Genomic DNA, 25,450 nt, shown 5'->3' with positions numbered 1-25,450 from the left:
CCCCATCAGACGATGGTGATGTCTTCCACCGCGTAAACGCCGAGGGTGTCCAGCAGCGCCGGGCCGTGCAGGAAGGCCTGCCCGCTGCGCGACGTGGCCCAGGCGCGCAGGGCGGCGCGGTCCGCAAACCACATCTCGGCCATGGCGTCCACCGGCACCTGGCCTTGCGGCACGCCGGCGGCCACGGGGTGGGCGCGGTCGATCACCAGGTTCTGCACATAACGCAGCGGTGCCGGACCGTCCGCACGCAACGCGGCAACGCGCAGTTGCGGCAGGAGGATGCTGTCGTCCGGCGTGGTGGCCTGGCGGCGCGCCAGCACCAGCAGCTTCGCCGCATGGGCTGCGTGTGTCGCAGGCGACGGGGCCAGCAACTCGGTGGCCTGCAGCACGAGGATGGTGATCGCGCCCTGGAAGTTCGGAATGTCGCGCTTGACCGCCGCGTAGGCGTCGGAGCGCTCGCAGCGCTCCATGGCCGCCACGTCGTCGAACCACTGCTGCGAGATGCCGCCCACCTCATGGCAGGGGAAGGGCTGCAGCTCGTACAGGCGCTCGACGATGTGGTTCTGCCGGTAGCGGTGCACGCCCGGCATGTGGCGCGCCAGCTCGCCGTGGACCGTCAGCCAGTGGTGGCCGAACCCGGCCTCGCTGAGGCCCGGGCGGCGGCTGAAGATGGCCGAGCGGAAGATCATGCCGGCACCGCTGTTGCTGGCCTCACTCCACGGTGAGGTTGCGTTCCTTGATGAGCCTGGACAGCAGCTTGGTTTCGGCGTCGATGATGGCGCGGAAGGCGGTGGCGTTCTGGCCATCGGGCTCGGTGCCGAGCTCGGCGTAGCGGCGCTTGGTTTCGGGCAGGGCCAGGGCCTTGCCGATTTCGCGCGACATGCGCTCCACGATTTCCTGCGGCACGCCGGCCGGGGCGAACACGCCAAACCAGTTGCCCAGCTCGACGCCCTTGATGCCGAGTTCGGTCAGGGTGGGCGTCTCGGGGAAGAACTGCGAACGTTTGGCGCCGGTCACGGCGAGCAGCTTGGCGCGGCCTTCGCGCACCACGCCGAAGGCGATGGCGGGGTCGAAGTAGTAGGCCACCTGGCCGCCCAGCACGTCCTGCATGGCGGGCGCGGCGCCGCGGTAGGGCACGTGCACGGTGTCGATGCCGGCCTGCTGTTTGAAGAGCTCACCGACCAGGTGCATCTGCGTGCCGGCGCCGCCGGAGGCGTAGCTCAGCTGGCCCGGCTGTGCCTTGGCCAGTTGCACCAGATCGGCTGCGGTCTTCACCGGCAGGTCTTTGTTGGTCACCAGGTAGAGCTGCGAGAAGCCCAGGCTGATCACCGGCTGCAGGTCACGCTGCGGGTTCAGCGCGGGCTTGAACAGGTACGGGTTGGCGGTCTGCATGGAGATGGGCGCGACCATGAAGGTGTAGCCGTCGGCCGCGGCGCGCGCGGTTTCGTTCACCGCGATGTTGCTGCTGGCGCCGGGCTTGTTGTCGACCACGATGGGCTGGCCCAGGGCCTGGCCCAGGGGCTGCGCAATGACGCGGGCCATGATGTCGGTGGTGCCGCCGGCGGCGAAGCCCACCACGAAGCGGACCGGCTTGGAGGGCCAGGCGGCCTGTGCCGCCGCGGGCGCGGCGGCGCCCAGTGCGAGGGCGGCCACTGCGGCACCGATCAGGTGCCGGCGCGAGGACGCCGCAAAGGACGAGAGGGACGAGAGGGATGTGCGCATGAATTGTCTCCTTGGGATGGTTGTTGGCCTTCAGGCCTTTGGTTTCAGAACGGCGAGATCGACGGCACGGATCAGCCGGGTTTCCTGCGACAGGATCAGGTGCTCGGACGCAGCGAGGTACGCCGGGAAGGCGGGGTGCGCGTCGCGTGCTTGGGAACGCCGCTCGTAGTCGGCGAGGTCGTCGTACCCCCAGAGGTGCACGAACTGGTTTTGCGGTCCGACCCAGGAGGTCCAGAAGCCGATGGGGTGGCCGAGCGTCTCTTGCAGCACCGGCATGGCGAGGCGGTTGAAGACCTCAAGGAACTCGCCCATCTTGCGCAGGCGGATCGTGTAGATGCGGTGGTCGACCAGGGCCTTATGCGACATGGGCCACCTCCTGCGTGTTCTGTGCCGCGGGCGCCGGGGCGGCCTGCGATGCCAGCGGAATGCCCGCAAGGAAACGGCCCGTGATGTAGCCGAAGGTCATGTTGGGGCCGAGGGTGATGCCCGCGCCCGGGTAGTTGCCACCCATGATGCTGGCCCGGTCGTTGCCGACCGCGAACAGGCCCGGGACCACCGCGTCCTGGGCGTCGAGCACCTGGCCTTCCAGGGTGGTGCGGATGCCGTCGAAGGTGCCGAGGTCGCCCATGAAGACCTTGACCGCGTAGTACGGGCCGTCACCCACCGGCGCCACGCAGGGGTTGGGTTTGTGCGCCGGGTCGGCCAGGTAGCGGTTGAAGGCCGTGGTGCCGCGGCCGAACTGCCGGTCCGCACCGTGCTCGGCGCCCTGGTTGTATTCGCGCACGGTGGCCACCAGGCCCTGCGGGTCGATGCCGGCGCGGGTCGCCAGCTCTTCCAGCGTCTTGCCCTTGATGAGGTAACCGCTGCGGATCAGGCCGCCCAGCGGCAGCGGTGCCGGCTTGGCGTAGCCCAGGCCGTACTTGCGGATGGTGGCGGTATCGCACACCAGCCACATCGCGGTTTCCTTCAGCCCTTCGCAGGCGGTGATCATGGCGGCGCCAACGTCGTGGTACGAGTTCGATTCGTTGGTGAAGCGCCGGCCGGTGCTGAGCACGCCGATGATGCCGGGCTTGTAGCGGTCCAGCAGGTGCGGGAAGATGCCGAAGCGGCCGTTGCCCACGGGCACGCGGGACACCGGCATCCATGCCGCGGCACCCACGCCGGGGAAGCGCATGTCGATGCGGGCGCCGGTGGTGGCGGCCAGCTTCAGGCCGTCGCCGGTGTTGGCCTCGGGGGTCGGGGAGTGGTGCTCACCGCCGCGCTGCAGGTGGGGGTAACTCTGGCGGGTGCGTTCAAGGTCGTGCGGGTAACCGCCGCAGGCCAGCACCACGCCACGGCGCGCGGTGATGCGCATGGAGGTGCCTCGCTCGCCCTGCACCAGCGCACCGGTCACGCCGGCGTCGTCGCGCAGCAGCTTGCGTGCGGCCGTGCCGGTGTGGATCGGAATGCCCAGGTCAAAGCAGCTCTTGGCCAGCCGTGCGGCCAGCGCGTTGCCGCTGGTGATCTGCACGCCGCGGCGGTACAGCGCCAGGTCCTTCAGGTGGCTCAGCAACCGCTTGCCCACGTACCAGGCCGACGACACGGACTTGGTGACGTTGAAGAAGTGCTTCAGGTCGGCGTTGGACGAGTTGAACATCATGCCGATGAAGGTGATGGTCTTGAGCGGTGCGCGCAGGCGCCGCATCTCCTTGCCCAGCCCGCGCGCGTCGTAGGCAGCGGCCAGGATGGAGCGCCCCACCGGCACGGCGCCGGGCGCGTCGGAGTGGTAGTCGGGGTACAGCGTGGGCACGAACTTGACTTCGGTTTCGCGCTCGAACCACTCGACCATTTCCGGGCCGGTGTCGAGGAACGCCTGGATGGCGGCCTCGTCGTAGAAGCCACCGGTCTGGTCGCGCATGAAGGTCACCGCCGCATCGCGGCTGTCCTTCGGGGTGCCGGCCGGGTTCTTGGCGTGGCCGGGAATCCAGAGCACGCCGCCGGAGAACGCGGTGGTGCCGCCGAAGTGCTCGTGTTTCTCGACCACCACCACGTTCAGGCCGTGCTTGGCCGCGGTGATGGCGGTCGAGAGGCCGCCTGCGCCTGAGCCGATCACCAGCACATCGCATTCGATGGCCTGGGTCAATGGTGTGTTGCTCATCAAAGTCTCCTGGAGGTGCGGGGGGAAGGCTCAGTCGTTGAAGCCGGGCCGGGGAACCATGTCCATCAACATGCAGTCGAGGCCGCCATCGACCACGATCTCCGCGCCGTTGAGGTAGCTGGAGCGCCCGCTGGCGAGGAAGATGGCCGGGTTGGCGATGTCCTCCGGCTCGCCCACGCGGCGGCTGGCGGTGACCGCGGCGCGGCGCGCTTCAAAACCGGGCTCGGCGTAGAAGCTGGCCGACAGCGCGGTGCGGATCATTCCGGGGCACACCGCGTTGCTGCGCACGCCGCGTGGCCCCCATTCCGCCGCCATCTGCCTGGACATCAGCAGCACGCCGGCCTTGCTGGCGCTGTACGCGCCACTCTGGGTTTGCGGGTGCAGCGCGGCGATGGACGCCACGTGCACGATGCTGCCGCGCTGGCGCTCCAGCATGTCGCGGCCGAATTCGCGCGAGCAGAGCAGGTAGCCCGTGAGGTTCACGGCCAGCACCTCGTTCCACTGCGCGACCGTCACGGTTTCGAGGCTGGCCGCGCGCAACATGCCGGCGTTGTTCATCAACACGTCGCAGGCGCCGAGTTCGGCCCGCACGGTCTTCGCCGCGTCCGCCACGGCGGCCTCGTCGGCGATGTCGCATTCGACGGCCAGGGCCACGGCGCCCTTGCCGGTCAGTTGTGCCGCCACGCGCCGCGCGGCGGCGACATCCCGGTCGAGCAGTGCGACCCGGGCGCCGACGGCGGCCAGGCCTTGCGCCATTGCCGCGCCGATGCCGCTGCCCGCGCCGCTGACGACGCAGACCTGGCCGGCCAGGCCAAGCCAGTCGGCCGAGCCGGACATTTTCTCCGTCCCGTCGATCGAGATGTTTGTGTTCATTGAGTCGGTCTCCTCTGTGGGGCTCGAATCTTCGGTTCTGGAGGGGCTGCCAACAATAGACAATCTCGGCAGAGAACCGGACAATTCGTGCATTCTTCGACCGCCCATCCGACACACACCGGCGCCGCCGCCAGCCCATGAAAACCATTCCCCGCTTCGAGCTCTACGGCGCCGACAGCCTGGCCCCGGCGTGGGCGGGCCTGGTGCACCACGAGGTGATTCCGGAGCGCTCCAGCCTGTTTGGTTGGGAAATCGAGCCCCATGTGCACGAGGCCCTGATCCAGGTGCTGTACCTCACCCACGGCGGTGGCACCGCGGTCATGGACGGCGCGCGGTGGGTGCTGCGGCCGCCCTGCGTGGTGCTGTCGCCGGCGCAGTCGGTGCACGGCTTCAGCTTCCATCCCGATGCCGACGGCCCGGTGGTCACCGCCGCGCAGACGCCGCTGGAGTCCATCGCGGCCGTGGCCGCACCCGAGCTGCTGCGCTACATCCGCACGCCCGCCGTGCTGGAAGTCGACCCCCGCAGCCGCCACGCCGAGGCCCTGGCATCGCTGTACGCATCGATCGGGCGCGAGGCCAAGATGCACACCGCCGGCGAGTCGGGTTCGGGCATGCCGCTGTTGCTGGCGCTGATGGTGCAGCTGGCGCGCATCAGCGAAAACGGCGGCTCCCAACGCGAGCACGAGCGCTCGCGCAAAGCGGCGCAGATCGAACGCTTCCGCATGCTGCTGGACGAGCGCTTCAAGCAGCGCTGGCCGGTGGCGAACTACGCGGACGAACTCGGTGTGACACCCGGCCAGCTGGGCCGCCTGTGCCGCGATGTGCTGGGCATGTCACCGCTGGATGTGATCAACGCCCGCGTGGTGCATGAGGCGCAGCGGCAGCTGGTGTACTCGACCCTGAGCATCAAGCAGATCGCCGCCGAACTGGGCTTTGCCGACGAGGCTTACTTCGGCCGCCTGTTCAAGAAGCAGACCGGACACCAACCCACGCTGTTTCGCACGCAGGCCCAGCGCGAGCTGGCGCGCGGGTCGGGCTTGAAGGGTTGAGCCAGGCCACCGTGCTGATGGCGGGCTTTCAAGATGGTGCGGCCAAAGGGAATCGAACCCCTATCTGGCCCTTAGGAGGGGCCCGTTCTATCCATTGAACTATGGCCGCGGCAGCGAGCCCGCATTGTACGGGCCGGTTGAGCACTGTCCGCCTGCTGTCGCCTCGCGCCTTGTGCACTTCATCAACGCGTTTGGACTCGGATGGCCTGGCGGCCGCTGCGGGATGATATGTTCGCGGGCGCAGATCGAAACTCCACTGCCATCCGGCCCGCGCCAGCCGGGCGTTTGTCGGTCCCAATACCAATGACATTGCCGCACCACAACCGCCAGAGCTTGTACTACCGACCGGATGTTGACGGTTTGCGCGCTGTCGCTGTGCTTGCTGTCGTGTGGTTTCATGCCTTTCCAGGCACGCTGGTGGGCGGATTCGTTGGCGTCGATGTGTTCTTCGTCATCTCCGGGTACTTGATCTCGCGCATCGTTTTCAGCGAGCTGGCGCATGGAACGTTCAGCTTCCGGCGCTTCTATGCCAATCGCATCCGGCGGATTTTCCCGGCACTGGCGTTGGTGTTGCTGACCTCCCTGGTGGTCGGCTGGATTGCACTCCTGCCGTTGGAGTTTGAGCAACTTGGCAAGCACGCAGCCGCAAGTGCGGCATTCGTTCAGAACCTGGTGTTGCTGCAAGAGGATGGCTACTTTGATGTGGCCTCAGAGCTCAAGCCGTTGTTGCATCTGTGGTCACTGGCCATTGAAGAGCAGTTCTATCTCGTCTATCCGCTGTTGATCTGGGGGGCATGGCGACTCCGTTTGAATCTCCTGGCCGTGGTTGCCGTCTTGGGATTGGGCTCCTTTGTCGCGAATGTGTTGACCATTCGCACCGACGCGCCACTGGCTTTCTTCTCCCCCCACACCAGGGTTTGGGAATTGCTGGCAGGGGCCGCACTGGCTTATCTTGAGTTGAGCGGGCGATGGCTGCGGTGGTGGCCGTCCGCGGTGGACGGGGACACTCAAGGCAACAACTTGCGTGCCGGGTTCGTGAACCTTCTGGGTTTCGCGGGCGCGCTTCTGATTCTTGTGCCGGTTGCCATGATGGAAAAGTCTGCGGCGTTTCCCGGCTGGCGCGCACTTGCGCCGGTGCTGGGGGCGTGTTTCATCATTGCCGCAGGGCCCCATGCATGGATGAACCGCAGGATTCTGGCGAATCGATGGATGGTGGGTGTTGGGTTGATCAGCTACCCCCTCTATCTCTGGCATTGGCCCATTCTTTCGTTCGCCAGAATCCTGAATCTGTATGGACTGTCCACCGGCATGCGTGTCTTGGCAGTTGCGCTGGCTTTTGTTTTGGCTGCGTTGACCTATCGCCTGGTCGAGCGGCCGCTGCGGTTTGGCCTTCGCAGCAACAAGAAGGTCGCCGGGCTGATGGCGGTTGTCGGCTGCGCGGGCGCAATGGGTTTTTCGACCTTCCTGAACGCAGGCTTTCTTTCCAGACTTCCTCCTGCGGCCCAGCATCTGGTTGGCTTCAAGTACGAAGCGGGGCTGGACGGCAGGGTGGGCGCCTGCTGGTTGTACGACGGCATCGCGGCAGACGGTTTCGCGCCAGAGTGTTTCGGCGCGGGAGATGGGCAGCGTGCGCCATCCCTCGTCTTGTGGGGCGATTCGTACGCGGCACGGCTTTATGCGGGCGTGCGCAAGGAAGTGGCCCAAGTGACCGGTGTGGGACAGTTCACCCGCAACTCCTGCCCGCCCATTCTCGGCTTCGGTACGGAGGTCTGCCAGCGTGGCAACGAACACGTGTTGGGCGTGCTGGCGAAAAATCCGCCCCAAACGGTGGTGCTGTTCGGTGCCTGGAACTACTACGGCACCGATTGGAACGACCGGGCGGAAGTTGGCCAGGGGTTGGTCAAAGCGGTCCGGGCACTCAAGGAGGCCGGTGTCGGGACTGTGTTGGTGATAGGTCCGGCGCCGAGTTGGAAGGCGGACCTTCCCAAGCTGGCGTTTGAGCACTGGCAGCAAGGGCAGCGGTCGGATGTCGTGCCGGAGAGAATGTCGTTCGGGCTCCTGCCGGAACCTTTTGCAGTGGACAAGCAGATGGCAACCTTGTTGGGGTCGGAGCGCGTCACGTACTTCTCCACCTTGCAGACGCTGTGCTCTGCGGATGGCTGCATGGTCAGCGTTCCGGGATCACCACATGGGTTGGTGTCATGGGATCACGGTCATTTCACCGTTGAAGGTGCGAGGTACCTGAGCGGGCGCTTGCTCGCAGCCGGTGTTTTGCACCCTTGAATCGTCAATTGGTGGGCGCTTGCGAAGCCGCTGGCACCGCGGTGCGCGCCGGGCGCTCGTTCAGCTTGCCACCCACCGGCATGTATTCGCCCAGGAAGTCGAGGAAGCTGCGCACCGCGGGTGACATGCCGCGGCGCGACGGGAACACCGCGTGCACCACGCCCACCGGCGTGCTCCATTCGGGCAGCAGGCGCACCAGCTGGCCGCTGCGCAGTTCTTCTTCGCACATGTAGTCGGGCAGCCAGCACATGCCGGTGTCGGCGAGCACCGCCATCTTGAGGGTGAGCAGGTCGTCGGCCACGTAGCGTGGCCGGTACTCCAGCACGGCCTCGCGGCCTTCCGGGCTGATGAGGCGGATGCGGGCGGTGCCGTCGGTGGCGGACATGGCGATGCTGTCGAGCCGGCCCGCCTCGGCGAGCGTGGTCGGCGTGCCCTGGCGCGCCAGCAGTGCGGGGCTGGCCACCAGCAGCGAGCGCGCGTCGTCCAGCCGCTTGATCACCAGGCTGCCGCTTTCCTCCAGTGTCTGGCGCACGCGCAGCGCCACGTCCACGCCTTCCTTCACCAGATCGACCACGCGGTTGTTCACCTCCATCTCCACCCGCACGAGCGGATGCCGCGCCAGGTAGATCGGCATCGCGCCGCCGAGCACGGTCTGCACCAGCGTGACCGGGCAGACCACGCGAACCGTGCCGCGCGGCTCGGTCTGGGCGTTGGCCACGGCGTCGGCGGCGGCCTGGGCGGACTCGCGCAGCGCCTGGCAGTGGCGCAAGTAGGTTTCGCCCACGTCGGTGAGCGAGAGCTTGCGGGTGGTGCGCTGCAGCAGGCGCACGCCGAGCTGCGCCTCCAGCCCGGCCACGCGGCGCGACAGGCGGGATTTGGGCAGGCCCAGCGCGCGTCCGGCGGCGGCGAAACCGCCGCGTTCCACCACCTCGGCAAACAGCAGCATGTCGTTCAGGTCTTGCATGGCGGGCTCCAAAGATCGTTCTGAGTTTGGAACGATGAGTCGCAATTTTGCCAACTTATCGTGGTTTCGACTCGAAATTAAAATCTATCCACGGGCCACGACGCGTGGCTTTCCTTCTTTCTGGAGATCTCCATGCAACTGCTTCACATCGATTCCGCGATCACCGGCGACCAGTCGGTGTCCCGTCAACTCACCGCCAGCACCGTGGCGGCCTGGGTGGCTGCCCACCCCGGCACGCAAGTGCAGCAACTGGATCTGGCCAAGGACGCGCCGCCCCACCTGGGCGCCGACGCGTTGGGCTTTCGCACCGGCCAGGCCGCTGCCACCGAACTGCAACGGCAGGAAAACGCCCTGTCCGAAGCGCTGGTGAGCCAGTTCCTCGCCGCCGACGTGGTGGTGATCGGTGCGCCGCTCTACAACTTCACCATCCCGACCCAGCTCAAGGCCTGGATCGACCGCGTGGCGCAGGCCGGCCGCACCTTCACCTACACCGACAAGGGCCCTCAAGGCCTGGCCGGTGGCAAGACCGTGATCGTGGTGCTCAGCCGCGGCGGCATCTACTCCACCAGCGAAGGCGGCCGTGCCGCGGAACACCAGGAAAGCTACCTGCAGACCATCTTCGGTTTCTTCGGCATCACCGACGTGCGCTTCGTGTACGCCGAAGGCCTGGCCATGGGCCCGGACGCCAAGGCCCAGGGCCTGGCCACGGCCGAGACCCAGATCCGCGCCCACACCGACAAGCCGGCCAACCAGCCAGCCGTCGCCCAGGCCGCCTGAGGCCGCTCCGGCAGGCGCCGGATGAACGAAAAACCGCAGCACCGGCAAACCGGGCTGCGGTTTTTTCATGTGGGATGCCACCTTGCGGATGAAGCGGCCCGCAAGGTGTCCGGCGCGAAGTGTCCGATCCAGAAACACCGCGGAACCGGCTTTGCCGGGCCGCAGGTGTTGCCCCCTGAAAGGGGGTGACGCGCCGACGGCGCGGCGCGGGGGTCAGTCAAATGAAGTGGTGAAGATCAGATCAATCGCATTCTCTTCACCCGCCCGCGCCCGCACCGTCACCCGGCGCGACAGGTCGTAGAAGATCGACACCGTGCCCATGGCGCCCGCGAGGCTGGCCTCGTAGGTCAGGTAGAGCTTGTTGGACAGGCGCTTGCCCAGCGTGAGCGCGGCCGAGGTGGTGCTGCCGTCGGCGTTGGTGGCGCCACCCGCGAACGACAGTTCATCGAGCCCGAAGGCGCTGGCCAGGCCGCCGTCCATGCCGGCGCCGTTGCCGCGCGAGGCCAGCAGCGCAAGCGCGGCCTGTTGCAGCACCGCGGCCTCGGCACCGGCGCCGCTGGCCGGGCGGCCGAGCACCAGCCAGGCGAGCTTTTCGCTGTCGGGCAGTTCGGGGTCGGAGAACAGGCGCACGCGCGGCGCCTGCGCCGAGCCGCTGATGAGCACGCCCACGCGTTGCGAGGTGTTGGGGCGCACGGCGGAGATGTCCAGCGTGGGGTTGTCGTACGGGCCGTTGAAGCGCACCAGGCCGGTCTCGATGTCCAGCCGCTGGCCGTAGGCGCGGTAGGTGCCGCGCACCGTGCGCACCTCGCCGATCACGCGTGGTGTCGGTGAGGCGGGCGTGCTGCGCACGTTGAGCTGGCCGGTCAGGCGCGTCTGCAGGCCGTGGCCCCGCACTTCGGTGTTGTTGCCCAGGTCCAGGTCCACCAGCACGTCGGGTTGCACGCGGAACGCGTTCGGGTCTTCCAGTGGCCGCTCGGTGCCACGCACCACCACGTCGGGCGACAGGCTGGGGGTGGACTCGTCGGGCAATACGAACAGGGCTTCATCCACGCCGAGCTTGCCGCGCAGTTGCAAGGCGGCGCCGGCGAGTTCGGCCTGCAACTGGCCGGACAGCGTGAGCTGGCGGTCGGCGCGGTTGGACACGCGCAGCTTGCTCGCCGTGGCCTGCAGGCTCACATAGGGTTGGCGGCGCTGTGTGCCGTCCACCGTGACGTTGCGCCACTCGGTGCTGCCGGTGGCCAGCAGCGTGCCGCCGTTGTCCGCACCGCCGCGGCCCTGCAGGTAGAAGCGCTCGATGGTGATGCGCTCGCCCGCCAGCGTGGCACGCAACTGCCCGCGCGAGAACGAGATGCCGTTGATGAGCGAGCGCAGCGCCAGGTCGTCGGCGTTGAGCGAGCCGTTGAGCAGGGGCTGGGTGCGTGTGCCGGCCAGGGTGAGGTCGGCGGCGAGCGAGCCGCGCACGCGCCAGCCCGGTGGCGCCAGCGCCGACCACACGCCCATCTGCGGCAGGCTGGCCTTGAGGCTGCCACGCAGCGGCGCCTGCTCCGGCCAGTGCCAGGCGGCCTGTTCGGTGTTGGGCGGGCTGAGCGTGGTGCTCACGTCGGCGCTGGCCTGGCCCAGGCGCTCGCTGTCCCAGCGCAGGCGCGCCAGCAGGTTGTGGCCCTGGGTTTCCAGGTTGAGCTGCGCGGCGCGGATGCCGGTCTGCACACGCTGGGTGGTGCGGCTGTTTTCGTCGAAGGCGCCGTCGGTCTGCACCGAGAAGTCGCCGCTGCGCCGCTGCAGTTGGGCGCTGACGCGGGGTGGCGCGCTGGCGTCGGCCGGCAGCGACACGTCCCAGGCGCCGTCGAACACCACGTCGCCACCCAGGCCGGCTTCGGCCAGCGGGCCATGGCGCGCGCCTTCGGCGGTGGCGAGCGCATCCACCCACGACAGCGGCAGGCTGCTGAGCTGGCCGCGCGTGTCGAGCGCGCCGGCTTTCCAGCGGATGTGGTCCCAGGCCAGGGTCATGGGCGTGGTGACGGTGGGTGTGGCCGCTGCCGCCGCCACGGTGGCGGCGGACACCACGGCGGCGGATGCCGCTTCGGCTGCCGGCGCGGCGCGGCGGCGGAACACCGGTTGCAGGCGCAGCTGGCCGGGGTCAACCTGCAGTTGCAGCGCAGTGCCGCGCGCGCCCTGCCATTGCACGCCCAGCGCGGCCGCGCTCTCCAGCGTCCATTCCACGGTGCGGTCGGGCCGGGCGCTGTCGGTGGCTTGCAGTTTCAGGCGGCTGAGTTCGAGGCGGCCGGTGTCGATGTCGGGCTGGCGTGCCGTGCCCAGTTGCAGCTGGCCGGCGGTGTCGAGCGCAGCGCGCCACGGGGCCTGCTCCACCTGGCCGGCCAGGCTGAGCGCCAGGCGCTCGGGTGGTCCGCTGGCCTGCAGCTTGAGTGCGCTGAGCAGGATGTTCTGCGTGGTGCCGGCTTGCGCCGGGTCTTCGGTGGCGACGTCGCGCGTGATGCGCAGGCGCGGCGCGTCCAGCGCCACGTCCAGGCGCGGCGGTGCGGCGGTGGTGGCGCTGCCCGCGGGTGCCGGGTAACCGAGCGCGCCCAGGCCACCTTGCCAGCCGGCCTTGAGGCGCGCGTTGCCTTCGGCCTGCAGGCCGGGCTGGCCGTCGAGCGCGGTGCGGATCTGCGGGCCCACGAAGGGCAGGGTCTGCAGGCTGCGCACCCAGGCCAGCACGCGGCTGGCGTCGTCCAGGGCCAGGTCAAGATCGCCGTTGCCCGTGGCATGTGCGACCAGGCCTTTCCAGCGCGCCTGTGCGCCGGGCAGTTGCAGCGCCACCTGGCCGTCGAAGCTGAGCGCGCGGGTGTCGAGCAGGCCCTTGCCGTCGAGCGTGGCGTCGGCCACACCCAGGCGCGCTTCGCGCAGCTCCAGCACGCCTTCGGCGGCGTTGTCGGCGCGAGGGCGCCAGCGGCCCTTGATGTCGAGGTCACGCAGGCGCAGGGCGTCGAGCGCACCACCACGCGGTTGTGTGCCCGAGGGTTTGACGAGTGCCGTCAGATCAATGGAGGCGTTGGCGCTGTCGGCGTCCACCGTGCGCGCGGTCAGCGCACCGTCCAGCGCGGCGGGGGCGATGCTGCTCCAGAGTTGCGCCGGGTTGATGCGGCTGAGGGTGATGTCGCCCTGCCACTCGCCCAGCGGCGAGGCCTGCGCGCCGGTGGCGGGCTGCCAGTAGCCCTCGCCCTGCAGGCGGCCGCCGCCGAGCTGGGCGTCGAGCTGCGCCAGAGACCAGCGCGCGCCGCGTTGCTCCAGCGCGGCCTGCAGCCGGTCCAGCGGCAGGCGCTGCTGGTCGGCCGGTCCGCTGCCCTGGTTGCGCAGGTCGAGTTGTGCGCGCCAGGCTTCGCCCTCGGGCCGGGCCTTGAGCGTGCCGCTGAGCAAGGTTTGCGGCGCCTGTGGCCAGAAGGCGGCGAGGTTGATGCGGGCCATGGTGGCGTCGGCGGTTTCCACCGGCTGCGGCCACCAGGGGCGCAGGCGCGCGCTGGCGTCGAGCGTGGGGGCGTCGGCCGGTGCGGCGCTGCCTTCGGCGGCGTTCACGCTGGCGGTGGCGTCCAGCGCGGCGTCGGTGGTGGCGAGGGTGCCGGTGATCCTGGCGATGGCCTGCAGCGTCAGGGCCTGTTCGCTGCCGGGCACGGTGGTCTGCACCCGGCCGCTGGCCTCCACGCGCAGCGGCATCGGTGCCTGGGCACCCAGCACCACCTGGGCCTTGTAGCGGCCACCTTCCACGTCGAGGTTGTCGAGGTCGAACTGGTGGGCGTCGGCCACGCCCAGGTGCCAGGCGCTGTCGGCCGCGCGGTAGCGGTACTGGCCCTTCATGTCGCTGAGCGTGAGCGGGCGTTCACCGGCCAGCACCAGTTCGCCGATGGACCAGGGCAGGGTGACCGGCAAGGGCAGGGTGATGGGTTGCAGCGGTTCGGGCGGTGCCGAAGGCTGCGGCGGGCGTTTGTCGTCGATTTCCAACCGCGCGATGTCCAGCTGCTTCAGGCGCACGCCGCGCAGCAGCAGGGCATCGACCCAGAACCAGCTGCTCAGGCCGATGCGGGTGTCGGTGGCCACCACGTCCAGGCCGTCGCGCTGCCACTGCAGGCGCGCGATCTGGCCGCCGCGCAGCAGGCTGCCCTGCACGCCGTCCACCTTCAGCGTGCCGGCTTCGGGGCCTTGTTTCGCCATGAAGGCCTGGCCCCAGCCGATGGCCTGCGCCAGCGAGCCGGACCACGAGGCCCAGAGGCCGATGCCCAGCAGCACCACCACGACCAGCGTGGCGAGGCCACCGAAGACCCAGCGCACGGCGCGGCCCAGGCGGGAAGGGGGTGGTGCGATGGTGTCGGGCGAGGGTGGGCTCATGCGGCGGTCAGAACGTGAAGCCCACGTTGAGGTGGATGCGGAAGCGTTTCGTCTCCAGGCCGTAGGCCAGGTCCAGCTGCAGCGGGCCGACCGGGCTGTTGTAGCGGATGCCGCTGCCCACGCCCCAGACCGGCTTGAGGTCGCCGGCCTTGTTGGCGATGGCGCCGCCGTCGATGAAGATCACGTTTTCCCAGTTGGAGCGCTGGTCGGCGTTCCAGATCGGGCGTTGCCATTCGAGGCTCACCACCGCCTTGTAGCGGCCCGGGCCGATGCTGCCGTCGGCGCGTGGCACGCCGATGTCGCGCAGGCCGTAGCCGCGCACGGTGTTGTCGCCGCCGGTGATGAAGAGCTGCGGGTCGGGCACCGGCGTGTTGTCGCGAGCAACCACCGCGCCACCTTCCACGCGCAGCGCCAGGCGGCCGAGTTGGGTGCGCCGCGTCGGGGTGCTGACGTCGCGCGCCTGGCCCGGCAGCGGTTCGGCGGCTTGTGCCACCGCGCCCAGCGGCCAGTAGGTGAGCCAGCGCGCCTGCGTGCGGCCGAAGGGTTGGCGGATGGTGCCCAGCGTGTAGCCCACGCCGAGTTCCACCGCCAGGCCGTAGCCGCTGCTGGGGAACACCATGTCGTCAAAGCGGCGGCGCGTCCAGGCGTAGTTGGCGCTCACAGAAGACTTGGCTTCTTCCTGCGCGGCGGCCGGCAGCAGGCTGCTGCTGACGCGCGAGCGGTCGTACTGCAGGTAGAAGCTGCGGTCGAACTCCACGCCCAGCTGGGTCTGGCCGACGCGCAGGCGCTGGCTGTCGGTGGTGGTGAAGTCGTCGAGCTGGCGCGCTGCCTGGCCGCCGACGATCTTGCGCCAGCCGTCGTCGTTCGGCGGGGAACTCCATTCGGTGCTGGCCAGGCGGTCGTCGCGCTCCAGCTGCAGCTTGCTCACCGCGCGCCAGCCGATGCCGGGCACGCTGTTGTGGGTGTGCTCCAGCGACAGGCGCGCGCCGTTGTCGGTGCTGCCGCCGACCCCGATCACCACCTTCTGCCGCTTGCTCTCGCGCAGCTGGACCTGCACCGGCAGGGTGTCGCCGTCGGGCGAGGGCTCGACGTAGACGAACACCGAGTCGTAATAACCGCTTTCGGAGATGCGGCGCTGCGCGTCCTGCAGCTTGTCCACGTCGTAGTCGCTGCCCGGCGTGAGGCCGGACAGGCGGGTCAGCCGTTCGGCGGTGATGGCGTCGTAGCGCTCGGCGCCCCGCACCTGCACCTCGCCCATGCGCATGGCGCGGCCGGAGTCGAGCTCGATGTAGAGCCGGGCCTGGTGGGCCTTGTCGTCGATGTCGGCGAGGCTGTTCTGCACCCGCCCCAGCGGGTAACGCTGGGCGGTCAGGCGGCGCAGGGCGGCGGCCTTGGCGCTGTCCCAGTCGGCCTGCGAGAACGGCAGGCCGGTGATCAGGCCGGCCTCGCGCTGGATGTCGGCGCGCTGGGCCTCGGCTTCGGGCGCGTTGGCGATGTCGCCCACGAAGGACACGTTCAACGACACCACCTGCGTGACCGGGCCGGGTTCGACCTTGACCGTCACCGTGCCCAGCGACGCCGGCGCGGCGCTGCCGCCGCCGCTGTTGTTGTTCTCCGCCACCGCCTCACCCAGGCCGGGGGGCGGGATCACTTCGACGGTGGGCGAGAAATGCCCCAGTGTGGCCAGCAGCTCACGCACGTTGGCCGGCGCCTGCGCGAGCAGGCGGCCGAGTTCGTTGGCGTCGAGGCTGCGCAGCTCGCGGTAGCGCTGCACTTCCATGTGGCGCAGCAGGAACTCGCGCAGGGCTTCGGGGGCCTCGATCTCGAGCGCAAAACGGGGGGCCGCAGGGGCCTGCGTGTTGCGCGGGCGGCGCGGCACGTTGTCGGCATCGGCATCCGCCTCCGTGCTGTCGGCAGCATTGCCCGCCGGGCTGTCGGTGGCCGCCGCGGCCGCTTGCTGCGCGCGCGCGGGGTGTGGCCACAACAGGCTGGCACAAAGCAGGAGGGACCATGCCCAGGGGGCTTGGCCCGGGAGAGAAAGGTTCATGCGGCGGTTATTTCGAGAGCAGGCGCATCGTGTCTTCCAGGCCCTTGAGGGTCAGCGGGTACATGCGCTGGCTCACAAGTTGCTGGATCACGCTGATGCTCTGTCGATACTGCCAGACCCCTTGAGGTTCCGGGTTGATCCACGCGTATTTGGGAAAAGCGTGCGTGAGGCGCTGCAACCACTCGGCGCCGGCCTCCTCGTTGTTGTATTCCACGCTGCCGCCGGGCTGCAGGATTTCGTAAGGGCTCATCGTGGCGTCGCCGACGAAGATCAGCTTGTAGTCCTTGTTGTACTTGCGGATGATGTCCCAGGTCGGGAACTTCTCGGCGTAGCGGCGCTTGTTGTTCTTCCACATGAAGTCGTAGACGCAGTTGTGGAAGTAGTAGAACTCGAGGTGCTTGAACTCGCTCTTGACGGCGGAGAACAGTTCTTCGACGCGCTGGATGTGTTCGTCCATGGTGCCGCCCACGTCCATCAGCAGCAGCACCTTCACGTTGTTGTGCCGCTCCGGGATCATCTTGATGTCCAGGTAACCCGCGTTGGCGGCGGTGGAGCGGATGGTGTCGGGCAAGTCGAGTTCGAGGTCGTTGCCCTCGCGTGCGAACTTGCGCAGGCGGCGCAGCGCCACCTTGATGTTGCGCGTGCCGAGCTCCTGGGTGTCGTCGTAGTCGCGGTAGGCGCGCTGCTCCCACACCTTCACCGCGCTCTTGTTGCCACCCTTTCCGCCGATGCGCACACCGCGCGGGTTCTGCCCGCCGTGGCCGAAGGGCGAGGTGCCGCCGGTGCCGATCCACTTGTTGCCACCTTCGTGGCGCTCCTTCTGTTCTTCCAGGCGCTTCCTCAGCGTCTCCATGAGCTCGTCCCAGTCCATCTTGGGCGCGTTGGCCTTCTGCTCTTCCGAGAGGATGCGCTCCATCTCCTGGCGCAGCCAGTCGGCGGGGATCGGCTTGGTGAAGTCCGCGATCATCTCCACGCCCTTGAAGTAGGCGGCGAAGGCGCGGTCGAACTTGTCGTAGTGCTTCTCGTCCTTCACCAGCGCGGTGCGCGCCAGGAAGTAGAAGTCGTCCATCGAACAGGCCTCGGGGTTGCGCGGCCCGACCACGTCGGCCTGCAAGGCTTCCAGCAAGGTCAGGTACTCCTTGACCGACACCGGCAACTTGGCGGAACGCAGGGTGTAGAAGAAGTCGATCAGCATGGGAGTCTCCCGGGTTCAGGCGTGTCGGGCCCGCAGGTACAGCAGCTGGGCCCTGGCCTCCGGCCATTCGCCTGCACGCATGCTGTACATCACCGTGTCGCGGATGGTGCCGTCTCGGCGCAGGGCGTGGCCGCGGATGACGCCGTCCTTTTTTGCGCCCAGGCGTTCGATCGCTTTTTGCGACGAAAAGTTGTAGTTGTCGGTGCGCCAGCCCACCACATGGCAGCCCAGGCGATCAAAGGCGTGGCCCATCATCAGCAGCTTGCAGGTGGTATTGACGTGGGTGCGCTGCACGCGCCGCGCGTACCAGGTGTAGCCGATCTCGACCCGTTTCACCGCCGGCAGGATGTCGTGAAAGCTGGTGCTGCCCAGCACCTCGCCACTGGCTTCGTCGGTGACGGCGAAGGCGAAGCGGTGGCCCTCGGCGCGCATCTGCAGCGCGGTGTCGATGTAGGCGCGCGTCTGCCCGGGCTCGGGCACCGAGGTGATGCGCAGCTTCCAGAGTTCACCGTCGGCGGCGGCCGCGCGCAGGCCGACCTCGTGGTCGAGCGACAGCGGCACCAGCGCGATGCCGTGGTCGCGCAGCGTGACGGGTTCCACAAAGGCGTTGGCCATGGGGACCGATCAGGCCGGGGGCCTGGGCGCGACGAGGCGGCGCGCCGTCACCTTGCCGACGCCGCAGCCCAGCGCGATCAGCGCCAGGCCGGCCATCTCGCGCCAGCCGAAGGCATCGGGGTTGGCGAAAAAGTCCAGGCCGAGCAGACGGCCCAGGCCCCAACCCGCGAGCGAGCCGATGACAAAGCCCGACGCGTCGGCCAGGCCTTCCTTCAATGCGTGGCGGGTTCGTGCGTCCATGTTGTCACCGGTTCCGTTGGTTCATGAACACCAGCTTCTCGAACAGCGAAGTGTCCTGCTCGTTCTTCAGCAGGGCGCCCACCAGCGGCGGCACGCTGACCTTGCTGTCGGCGCTCTGCAGTGCTTCGAGCGGAATGTCCTCGGCCATCAGCAGCTTGAGCCAGTCCAGCAGCTCGGAGGTGCTGGGCTTCTTTTTCAGGCCGGGCAGGTTGCGCACGTCGTAGAAGGTCTTCATGGCCGCGGCCAGCAGTTCCTTCTTGAGCGTGGGGAAGTGCACGTCCACGATGCGCTGCATGGTCTCGGCTTCGGGGAACTTGATGTAGTGGAAGAAGCAGCGGCGCAGGAACGCGTCGGGCAGTTCCTTCTCGTTGTTCGAGGTGATGAACACCAGCGGGCGGTGCTTGGCACGGATCATCTCGTGCGTCTCGTAGCAATAGAACTCCATGCGGTCGAGTTCGCGCAGCAGGTCGTTCGGAAACTCGATGTCGGCCTTGTCGATCTCGTCGATCAGCAGCGCCACCGGCTCGTCGGCCGTGAAGGCCTGCCAGAGCACGCCCTTGACGATGTAGTTGTGGATGTCCTTCACACGCTCGTCGCCCAGTTGCGAGTCGCGCAGGCGGCTCACGGCGTCGTATTCGTACAGGCCCTGCTGCGCCTTGGTGGTGCTCTTGATGTGCCATTGCAGCAGGGGCAGCTTGAGTGCGCTTGCCACTTCCTCGGCCAGCATCGTCTTGCCGGTGCCGGGCTCGCCCTTGACGAGCAGCGGGCGCTTGAGCGTGATGGCGGCGTTGACCGCCAGCATCAGGTCTTGCGTGGCAACGTAGTTTTCTGAACCTTGGAATTTCATGAAATGCTTTGCAGTAGGGTTGAACGAAAGTGCTGCAGAGGCGGGAGCGGTGGGGGCGTGGTGCGCGCACCATCTCGCGGGGTGGCTGGCTGGGTTGCCCAGTCTATATAATCAGAGGTTGATTTTTCACCCGTCGCCCATTCATTGTGCTTGGAAAATGATTCAAATGATGCCCACGATCGTCCGTAACCTTGTCGCCGCTGCGACGTTTTCTGCGATGGCCGTGGCCGCACATGCCCAGGGGGTGACCGGTGATGTGCAAGCCGGGCAGAAGAAAGCCGAGATGTGCATCGGCTGCCATGGCATCCCTGGCTACCAGAACAGCTTCCCCGAAGTCCACAAGGTGCCGATGATCTCGGGCCAGTCCGACAAGTACATCGTGTCGGCCCTGCACGCCTACAAGAAGGGCGACCGCAAGCACCCGACCATGCGCGGCATCGCCGGTTCGCTGAGCGAGCAGGACATGGCCGACCTCGGCGCGTTCTACGCCTCGCAAGCCGACAAGGAAGCCGCCGCCGCACCGCGCACCGCCAGCACCGCCGCCGCTGCCCTGATCGAGAAGGGCGCCTGCGCCTCCTGCCACGGCGCCAACTTCAGCAAGCCGATCGACCCGAGCTACCCCAAGATCGGCGGCCAGCACGCCGACTACCTGTACGTGGCGCTCAAGGCCTACACGGTCGAAGGCAACGGCATGGTCGGCCGCTCCAACGGCATCATGGCCGGTATCGCCAAGCAATACACCCACGCCGAAATGCGCGAGATGGCCAAGTACCTCTCGACCGTCGACGGCGAGCTGAAGATCGTGCCGCAGTCGCGCTTCCGCTGATCCAGGCGCTTCACGCCCAAACAAAAGGCCGCTCTTGAGCGGCCTTTTGTTTGCCCGCACTTGCCGCGTGCCGCGCGGCGGGTGTGCATCTTTCGTGTTCAGTCTTGCGTCGCGCGCCGCCGCACCGCATCGATGTAGGCCTGGCCATCGGGCGGGCGCCCGGCGCGCTGGCTTTCCCAGAGCATGCTGCCCAGGCACTCCATCACCTCGTGGTGGGCGGCGTGCAGGTCGCCGCGCCGCGCAGCGAGCAGCTCGACGGCCTGGCGGATGCCGGGCGGCTGGTCGATGCTGCACTGCTCGCTGATCGACAGGTGCATGGACAGGTGCAGGAAGGGGTTGTCGCGCGACGCATCGGCCTTGCCCAGGCGCGCCAGCGCGGCGTCTACATCGGCGAGTTCGGCGTGGTACTCGGGGTGTTCGGCGATCCATTCGCCGGCCAGCACCTCGATCGCTTCCATCGGTTGCTGCTGCAGGCGCTTGGTATAGACCGCGCAGAAAAAGCGCCGCACATCGGCTTGGGACGGATTGAACATGGAGCAGGATTGTCCCGCAAGCCGGCGACCCCTGCGCCGGGCTTGGGTACAGTGGAGGGCAGCCCTTAGCACACAGACGGAAAAAACCATGAGCCAAGCCTTCATCTGCGACGCGATTCGCACCCCCTTCGGCCGCTACGGCGGCGCCCTCTCCAGCGTGCGCGCCGACGACCTCGCCGCCGTCCCGCTGCGCGCGCTGATGCAGCGCAACCCCAACGTCGACTGGGCCAGCGTGGTCGACATCATCTTCGGCTGCGCCAACCAGGCCGGTGAAGACAACCGCAACGTCGCGCGCATGGCCGGCCTGCTCGCCGGCCTGCCGCTGGAAGTGCCCGGCGCCACCCTCAACCGCCTCTGCGGCTCCGGCCTGGACGCCGTCGGCACCGCCGCACGCGCCATCAAGGCCGGTGAAGCCGGCCTCATGATCGCCGGCGGTGTGGAAAGCATGAGCCGCGCGCCCTTCGTCATGCCCAAGGCCGAAACCGCCTTCAGCCGCAACAACGCGGTTTACGACACCACCATCGGCTGGCGCTTCGTCAACAAACTCATGAAAGCCCAGTACGGCGTGGACTCCATGCCCGAGACGGCCGAGAACGTCGCCACCGACTACAAGATCGAACGCGAAGCGCAGGACCGCATGGCCCTGTCCAGCCAGCTCAAGGCCGTGGCGGCGCAGAAAGCCGGCCACCTCGCGCGCGAGATCGTCGGCGTGAGCATCCCGCAGAAAAAGGGCGACGCCATCCTGGTCGAGCAGGACGAACACCCGCGCGAGACCAGCCTGGAAGCCCTGGCCAAACTCAAGGGTGTGGTGCGCCCCGACGGCTCGGTGACCGCGGGCAACGCCAGCGGCGTCAACGACGGCGCCTGCGCGCTGCTGCTGGCCGACGAAGCCACCGCGGCAAAGAACGGCCTCACGCCCAAGGCGCGTGTCGTCGGCATGGCCACGGCGGGTGTGGCGCCGCGCGTGATGGGCATCGGCCCGGCACCGGCGACGCAGAAGGTGCTGGCACTGACCGGCCTGACGCTTGCGCAGCTGGACGTGATCGAACTCAACGAAGCTTTTGCGGCGCAAGGCCTCGCGGTGTTGCGTGAGCTCGGCCTGCCGGACGACGACGAGCGCGTGAACGCCTGGGGCGGTGCGATCGCGCTGGGCCACCCGCTGGGTGCCAGCGGTGCGCGGCTGGCGACCACGGCGGTCAACCGCCTGCACGCCACCGGTGGCCGCTACGCGCTGTGCACCATGTGCATCGGCGTTGGCCAGGGCATCGCGCTGATCGTCGAGCGGGTGTAACCGGAGCGGGACGTCCTGGGCGTTGGCGCCTAGAACTTCCAGGCCGGCAACTGCCAGTTGCGCCACAAGGCCAGGCCACGCAGCCCGGCAGTGAAGACCACGCAGGCCACCAGGGCGACCCAGCCCGGTGCCTGCCAGGTCCACAGTCCCACGTACAGCCAGCCACCGGCGAACGCACACACGGCGTAGGGCCGGTGGTCCTTGAAGGCGGTGGGAATCTCGTTGCAGACCACGTCGCGCAGCACGCCGCCGAACACGCCGGTGATCAGGCCCATCAACACGGCCACCAGCGCCGGCATCTCCTGCAGCAGGGCCTGGTGCACGCCGGTGGCGGCGAAGAGGCCGAGGCCGAGCGCGTCGGGCCACTGGATGGCCCGTTCGGTCAGCGGCATGTGCCGCTTGCGCAGGAACAGCATGGCCAGCACGCACAGGGCGAGCACGCCCCACAGCATCTCGACATGGCGCACCCAGAAGAACGGGCGCTGGTCGAGCAGCAGGTCGCGCAGGGTACCGCCGCCGAACGCGGCGAGGAAACCGACCACCGCCACACCGACCGCATCGAGCCGCATGCGCGCGCCCATCAGAATGCCCGACAGTGCAAAGGCCGCGGTGGCCATCAGCTCGACCAGCAGGCGCAGGCTCTCGCCCCAGAATTGAACGTTGTGCATGCGTCGATTGTCGCGTGGTGCAGCAGCGACAATCCCCGGCGTGAACTTCCCACTCATCACCGACCCCTTCTTCTACGCCGTTGCCATTCCCGCCGTGATCCTGCTGGGCATCAGCAAGAGCGGCTTCGGCGCCGGCTTCGGTTCGCTGGCCGTGCCCATGATGGCGCTGGCCGTGACGGTGCCGCAGGCGGCAGCGATCCTGATGCCGGTGTTGCTGCTGATGGACCTGCTGGGCATGGCGGCCTTCCGCAAGAACGTGGACCGCCAGCTGCTCACGTTCCTGCTGCCCTTCGGCCTGATCGGCATCGTGGTGGGCGCGTTGCTGTTCAAGCTGCTGGACGCGCGCGTGGTGGCCGGGATCGTCGGGGTGCTCACGCTGTTGTTTCTGGCGCAGCGCCTGCTGTTTCCGCCGCGGCCCGACAGCGCGCCGCCGCCACGCTGGGTGGGTGTGTTGCTGACCACCGCCTCGGGTTTCACCAGCTTCGTGGCGCACGCCGGTGGCCCGCCGGTCAACGCCTATGTGATCCCGCTGCGGCTCTCGCCGCTGGTGTTCACCGGCACGCTGGCCTTCTTCTTTTTCTTCATCAACCTGTCCAAGTGGATCCCCTACGCCTGGCTCGGCCTGCTGGACTTGCGCAACATGGTGACCTCGTTGGCGCTGCTGCCGTTTGCACCGCTGGGGGTGTGGATCGGCGTGCGCATCGCCCACCGCATCCAACCCAAACTGTTCTATCGGCTGATTTATCTGGGCATGTTCCTCACCGGCTGCAAGCTGGTTTGGGACGCGGTGGCGATAACATAGGGCCCGGTTCGTTCACTCCTCCCTCCATCGCTCCCCACCACGCTTGCCGTGTGGGGCGTCCGCACACAAAGGAGCTTTGCATGCCCATCGTGGTGGTAGCCAATCCCAAAGGAGGCGTGGGCAAGTCCACGCTGTCGACCAACGTCGCCGGCTACTTTGCCCGCCAGGGGCATGCCGTCATGCTGGGCGATGCCGACCGCCAGCAGTCCTCGGCGCTGTGGCTCAAGCTCAGGCCACCGCAAGCGCGCCCGATCCAGAGCTGGGACGTGTCCAAGGACCAGATCGCCCGCCCGCCCAAGGACGTCACCCACGTGGTGCTCGACACCCCGGCCGGCCTGCACGGTGGCCGTTTCAAGGACGTGCTCAAGTTGGCCGACAAGGTGCTGGTGCCGCTGCAGCCCAGCATCTTCGACATCTATGCGACGCGCGACTTTCTCGACGAACTGGCCGAATCGCGCCGCGCCGACAAGCTGCAGATCGGCATCGTCGGCATGCGGGTGGACACGCGCACCATCGCGGCCGATCAGCTGGCCGAATTCGTGGCCGGCCTGGGCCTGCCGGTGCTCGGGGGCCTGCGCGACACGCAGAACTACGTGCACCTCGCAGCGCGCGGCCTGACCCTGTTCGACGTCGCGCCGGGCCGGATCGAGAAAGACCTGCGCCAGTGGCAGGACATCTGCGACTGGCTCGACCGCTGAAGCCGGCCCGCGCTGTCGCGGGTCCGACATGTGCGCACCGACGCCGCGGCTACAGTGGGCCGCATGAAAACCTTTGATTCCCTGGCCGATCTCGCGGCCTGCGTGGGCCAGGAAGTGGCCGTGAGCGACTGGGTGCAGATCACCCAGGAGCAGGTCAACCGCTTTGCCGAGGCCACCGGCGACCACCAGTGGATTCACGTCGACGTGGAGCGCGCCAAGGCCGGCCCGTTCGGCGCGCCGATTGCGCACGGTTTTCTCACCCTGTCGCTGCTGCCGGTGTTTCTGGAATCGTCGTTCGAGGTGCGCAACACCCGCATGGGCGTGAACTACGGCCTGAACCGCGTGCGCTTCACCGCACCGGTGCCGGTGGGCAGCCGCGTGCGCGGGCGGCTCACGCTGCAGTCGACCGAGCCCATCGAGCAGGGGGGCCTGCAGATGACCTGGGCCGTGGTGATCGAACGCGAAGGCGCCGACAAGCCGGTGTGTTTCGCGGAATCGCTGGTGCGCCAATACCCCTGAGGGAAGGGTGCCCCCGGCCTACCTGATGCGCACGAGCAGGCGGGGGTTGATGAAGCTTTTGAAGCTGGGCCGCAGCTCGTTGATGCGCCGGGCCGCGGTGGCCTGGTCGAATTGCTGGGAGATCAGCTGGTAGGCGTCGTTGCGCAGCAGCCAGAGCTCCTGCGGTGTGCCGGTGCGCAGGATCTGCCGGCGCAGGCGCCGCGCCGCCGGATGGGTGCAGTCCACGATGCAGAACTCCATCTGGCAGCGGATCGCGGCCAGGTCCTCGGCGTCGGCGCGATGGTGCTGCCCGTGGATATGCCCCAGGCTTTCGTTGAACAAACGTGCAATGGAAAACATCAACACCCCCTCCTTGCAGCCAGTCGTTGTCGGGCACTTTCGGCCTGCCCCTTGGTGGGGTCTGTCGCCTTTGTGGCTGCTGCCTGATCTTCCGCGATCACCGCGTGAAGTGGGAGGTGCTGTTGCCGGCTCACGTGACCTGTGTCACGAAAGTGCCTTGCCGAATTGCAACTGGCGCCAGGCCTCGAAAACACTGACCGCCACCGCGTTGGACAGGTTGAGGCTGCGCTGCCCTTCCACCATGGGCAAACGCAGGCGTTGGGCGGCGGGAAACCCCTCGCGCACATCCTCGGGCAGTCCACGCGTCTCGGAGCCGAACACCAACCAGTCACCGGCCTGGAAACGGTTGTCGAACAAGCTGTGGCTGCCGCGTGTGGTGAAGGCAAACAGGCGCTGCGGGTCGGGCGCCTCGCTGCGCAGAAAGCTCTGCCAGTCCGCGTGGCGGCGCAGCTCGGCGTACTCGTGGTAGTCCAGTCCGGCGCGGCGCATGTGCTTGTCGTCCATCGAGAAACCCAGCGGCTCGATCAGGTGCAGCGTACAGCCGGTGTTGGCGCTGAGCCGGATCACGTTGCCGGTGTTGGGCGGGATCTCGGGGGCGACAAGGACGATGTGGAACATGGGGCAGGGGCGAAGGTGAAAGGCGTGGCG

The 25,450-nt window shown here is 68.1% G+C and carries 24 protein-coding genes and 1 tRNA gene; 8 read left to right on the top strand and 17 right to left on the bottom strand.

From position 1 onward, the window contains the following. Window positions 1-5 precede the first annotated feature (5 nt). Genes HPA01S_RS17250 through HPA01S_RS17230 form a run of 5 tightly spaced genes read right to left on the bottom strand, consistent with a single transcriptional unit; the run spans window position 6 to window position 4,732 of the window. Window positions 6-689: an EthD family reductase gene (locus HPA01S_RS17250; protein WP_066272004.1), complete on the bottom strand. Its 684-nt coding sequence runs from the start codon at window positions 687-689 to the stop codon at window positions 6-8. 22 nt (window positions 690-711) lie between these two features. After that, window positions 712-1,722 carry a Bug family tripartite tricarboxylate transporter substrate binding protein gene (locus tag HPA01S_RS17245; RefSeq protein WP_066272003.1) on the bottom strand — a complete coding sequence of 337 codons (1,011 nt, stop codon included), beginning with the start codon at window positions 1,720-1,722 and terminating at the stop codon, window positions 712-714. Between the two features lie 30 nt (window positions 1,723-1,752). Then, the gene (locus HPA01S_RS17240) at window positions 1,753-2,088 is read right to left on the bottom strand and encodes an NIPSNAP family protein (RefSeq protein WP_066272002.1); all 336 of its coding nucleotides are present in this window, start codon (window positions 2,086-2,088) and stop codon (window positions 1,753-1,755) included. Beyond that, window positions 2,078-3,859, bottom strand: a complete 1,782-nt coding sequence (locus HPA01S_RS17235; RefSeq protein WP_066272001.1) for an FAD-dependent oxidoreductase — start codon at window positions 3,857-3,859, stop codon at window positions 2,078-2,080. The genes HPA01S_RS17240 and HPA01S_RS17235 overlap by 11 nt, the downstream gene beginning before the upstream one ends. Before the next feature lie 30 nt (window positions 3,860-3,889). Next, window positions 3,890-4,732, bottom strand: a complete 843-nt coding sequence (locus tag HPA01S_RS17230; RefSeq protein WP_245638685.1) for an SDR family NAD(P)-dependent oxidoreductase — start codon at window positions 4,730-4,732, stop codon at window positions 3,890-3,892. 137 nt (window positions 4,733-4,869) lie between these two features. On the opposite strand from HPA01S_RS17230, the gene HPA01S_RS17225 reads away from it, so the two are divergent. Further along, window positions 4,870-5,781, top strand: coding sequence for a helix-turn-helix domain-containing protein (locus HPA01S_RS17225; RefSeq protein ID WP_066272000.1), 912 nt, complete (start codon window positions 4,870-4,872; stop codon window positions 5,779-5,781). Between the two features lie 34 nt (window positions 5,782-5,815). On the opposite strand, the gene HPA01S_RS17220 is transcribed toward HPA01S_RS17225, so the two are convergent. Next, window positions 5,816-5,890, bottom strand: a tRNA-Arg gene (locus HPA01S_RS17220). A gap of 194 nt (window positions 5,891-6,084) precedes the next feature. Here HPA01S_RS17220 and HPA01S_RS17215 point away from each other — a divergent pair. After that, window positions 6,085-8,064 carry an acyltransferase family protein gene (locus HPA01S_RS17215; RefSeq protein WP_169801548.1) on the top strand — a complete coding sequence of 660 codons (1,980 nt, stop codon included), beginning with the start codon at window positions 6,085-6,087 and terminating at the stop codon, window positions 8,062-8,064. Window positions 8,065-8,068: 4 nt separating this feature from the next. On the opposite strand, the gene HPA01S_RS17210 is transcribed toward HPA01S_RS17215, so the two are convergent. After that, window positions 8,069-9,028 carry a LysR substrate-binding domain-containing protein gene (locus tag HPA01S_RS17210; protein WP_066271998.1) on the bottom strand — a complete coding sequence of 320 codons (960 nt, stop codon included), beginning with the start codon at window positions 9,026-9,028 and terminating at the stop codon, window positions 8,069-8,071. 132 nt (window positions 9,029-9,160) lie between these two features. On the opposite strand from HPA01S_RS17210, the gene HPA01S_RS17205 reads away from it, so the two are divergent. After that, window positions 9,161-9,805, top strand: a complete 645-nt coding sequence (locus tag HPA01S_RS17205; RefSeq protein WP_066271997.1) for an FMN-dependent NADH-azoreductase — start codon at window positions 9,161-9,163, stop codon at window positions 9,803-9,805. 213 nt (window positions 9,806-10,018) lie between these two features. On the opposite strand, the gene HPA01S_RS17200 is transcribed toward HPA01S_RS17205, so the two are convergent. From HPA01S_RS17200 to HPA01S_RS17175, 6 genes are read right to left on the bottom strand one after another with little or no spacing between them, the layout of a single operon-like run. Next, window positions 10,019-14,182 carry a translocation/assembly module TamB domain-containing protein gene (locus tag HPA01S_RS17200; RefSeq protein ID WP_066271996.1) on the bottom strand — a complete coding sequence of 1,388 codons (4,164 nt, stop codon included), beginning with the start codon at window positions 14,180-14,182 and terminating at the stop codon, window positions 10,019-10,021. 7 nt (window positions 14,183-14,189) lie between these two features. Continuing rightward, window positions 14,190-16,229, bottom strand: coding sequence for an autotransporter assembly complex protein TamA (locus tag HPA01S_RS17195; RefSeq protein WP_084360772.1), 2,040 nt, complete (start codon window positions 16,227-16,229; stop codon window positions 14,190-14,192). A gap of 7 nt (window positions 16,230-16,236) precedes the next feature. Beyond that, on the bottom strand, window positions 16,237-17,424 hold the full coding sequence (locus tag HPA01S_RS17190) for a vWA domain-containing protein (protein ID WP_066271994.1): 1,188 nt from the start codon (window positions 17,422-17,424) through the stop codon (window positions 16,237-16,239). A 15-nt stretch (window positions 17,425-17,439) separates the two neighbouring features. Then, window positions 17,440-18,039, bottom strand: coding sequence for a GNAT family N-acetyltransferase (locus HPA01S_RS17185; RefSeq protein ID WP_066271993.1), 600 nt, complete (start codon window positions 18,037-18,039; stop codon window positions 17,440-17,442). A 9-nt stretch (window positions 18,040-18,048) separates the two neighbouring features. Continuing rightward, window positions 18,049-18,279, bottom strand: coding sequence for a hypothetical protein (locus HPA01S_RS17180; RefSeq protein ID WP_066271992.1), 231 nt, complete (start codon window positions 18,277-18,279; stop codon window positions 18,049-18,051). Between the two features lie 4 nt (window positions 18,280-18,283). Continuing rightward, window positions 18,284-19,126, bottom strand: a complete 843-nt coding sequence (locus HPA01S_RS17175) for an AAA family ATPase (RefSeq protein ID WP_066271991.1) — start codon at window positions 19,124-19,126, stop codon at window positions 18,284-18,286. A 169-nt stretch (window positions 19,127-19,295) separates the two neighbouring features. On the opposite strand from HPA01S_RS17175, the gene HPA01S_RS17170 reads away from it, so the two are divergent. Further along, on the top strand, window positions 19,296-19,952 hold the full coding sequence (locus HPA01S_RS17170; RefSeq protein ID WP_066272015.1) for a c-type cytochrome: 657 nt from the start codon (window positions 19,296-19,298) through the stop codon (window positions 19,950-19,952). 98 nt (window positions 19,953-20,050) lie between these two features. Here HPA01S_RS17170 and HPA01S_RS17165 read toward each other — a convergent pair whose 3' ends face one another. Then, window positions 20,051-20,485, bottom strand: coding sequence for a DUF1841 family protein (locus HPA01S_RS17165; protein WP_066271990.1), 435 nt, complete (start codon window positions 20,483-20,485; stop codon window positions 20,051-20,053). Between the two features lie 88 nt (window positions 20,486-20,573). Between HPA01S_RS17165 and pcaF the strand changes: the two genes are divergently transcribed. Next, window positions 20,574-21,776: a 3-oxoadipyl-CoA thiolase gene (pcaF, locus tag HPA01S_RS17160; RefSeq protein WP_066271989.1), complete on the top strand. Its 1,203-nt coding sequence runs from the start codon at window positions 20,574-20,576 to the stop codon at window positions 21,774-21,776. Window positions 21,777-21,805: 29 nt separating this feature from the next. Here pcaF and HPA01S_RS17155 read toward each other — a convergent pair whose 3' ends face one another. Next, window positions 21,806-22,444 carry a trimeric intracellular cation channel family protein gene (locus HPA01S_RS17155; RefSeq protein ID WP_066271988.1) on the bottom strand — a complete coding sequence of 213 codons (639 nt, stop codon included), beginning with the start codon at window positions 22,442-22,444 and terminating at the stop codon, window positions 21,806-21,808. 40 nt (window positions 22,445-22,484) lie between these two features. On the opposite strand from HPA01S_RS17155, the gene HPA01S_RS17150 reads away from it, so the two are divergent. From HPA01S_RS17150 to HPA01S_RS17140, 3 genes are all read left to right on the top strand, one after another. After that, window positions 22,485-23,246 carry a sulfite exporter TauE/SafE family protein gene (locus tag HPA01S_RS17150; RefSeq protein WP_066271987.1) on the top strand — a complete coding sequence of 254 codons (762 nt, stop codon included), beginning with the start codon at window positions 22,485-22,487 and terminating at the stop codon, window positions 23,244-23,246. Between the two features lie 80 nt (window positions 23,247-23,326). Further along, window positions 23,327-23,944 (top strand): ParA family protein, encoded by a 618-nt coding sequence (locus HPA01S_RS17145; protein ID WP_066271986.1) that lies wholly within the window; start codon window positions 23,327-23,329, stop codon window positions 23,942-23,944. Between the two features lie 63 nt (window positions 23,945-24,007). Further along, window positions 24,008-24,463, top strand: a complete 456-nt coding sequence (locus tag HPA01S_RS17140; RefSeq protein WP_066272014.1) for a MaoC family dehydratase — start codon at window positions 24,008-24,010, stop codon at window positions 24,461-24,463. Window positions 24,464-24,481: 18 nt separating this feature from the next. Here the strand turns inward: HPA01S_RS17140 and HPA01S_RS17135 are convergent, their stop codons facing one another. Beyond that, window positions 24,482-24,802: a hypothetical protein gene (locus HPA01S_RS17135; protein WP_066271985.1), complete on the bottom strand. Its 321-nt coding sequence runs from the start codon at window positions 24,800-24,802 to the stop codon at window positions 24,482-24,484. A gap of 144 nt (window positions 24,803-24,946) precedes the next feature. After that, window positions 24,947-25,420: a tRNA (uridine(34)/cytosine(34)/5-carboxymethylaminomethyluridine(34)-2'-O)-methyltransferase TrmL gene (gene trmL / locus HPA01S_RS17130; RefSeq protein WP_066271984.1), complete on the bottom strand. Its 474-nt coding sequence runs from the start codon at window positions 25,418-25,420 to the stop codon at window positions 24,947-24,949. Window positions 25,421-25,450: the final 30 nt, after the last annotated feature.

It is taken from the genome of Hydrogenophaga palleronii NBRC 102513 (assembly GCF_001571225.1).
Taxonomy (GTDB): domain Bacteria; phylum Pseudomonadota; class Gammaproteobacteria; order Burkholderiales; family Burkholderiaceae_C; genus Hydrogenophaga; species Hydrogenophaga palleronii.
Note: the sequence above shows the minus strand (reverse complement) of the source record. Positions and strands in the feature narration are given on the sequence as shown.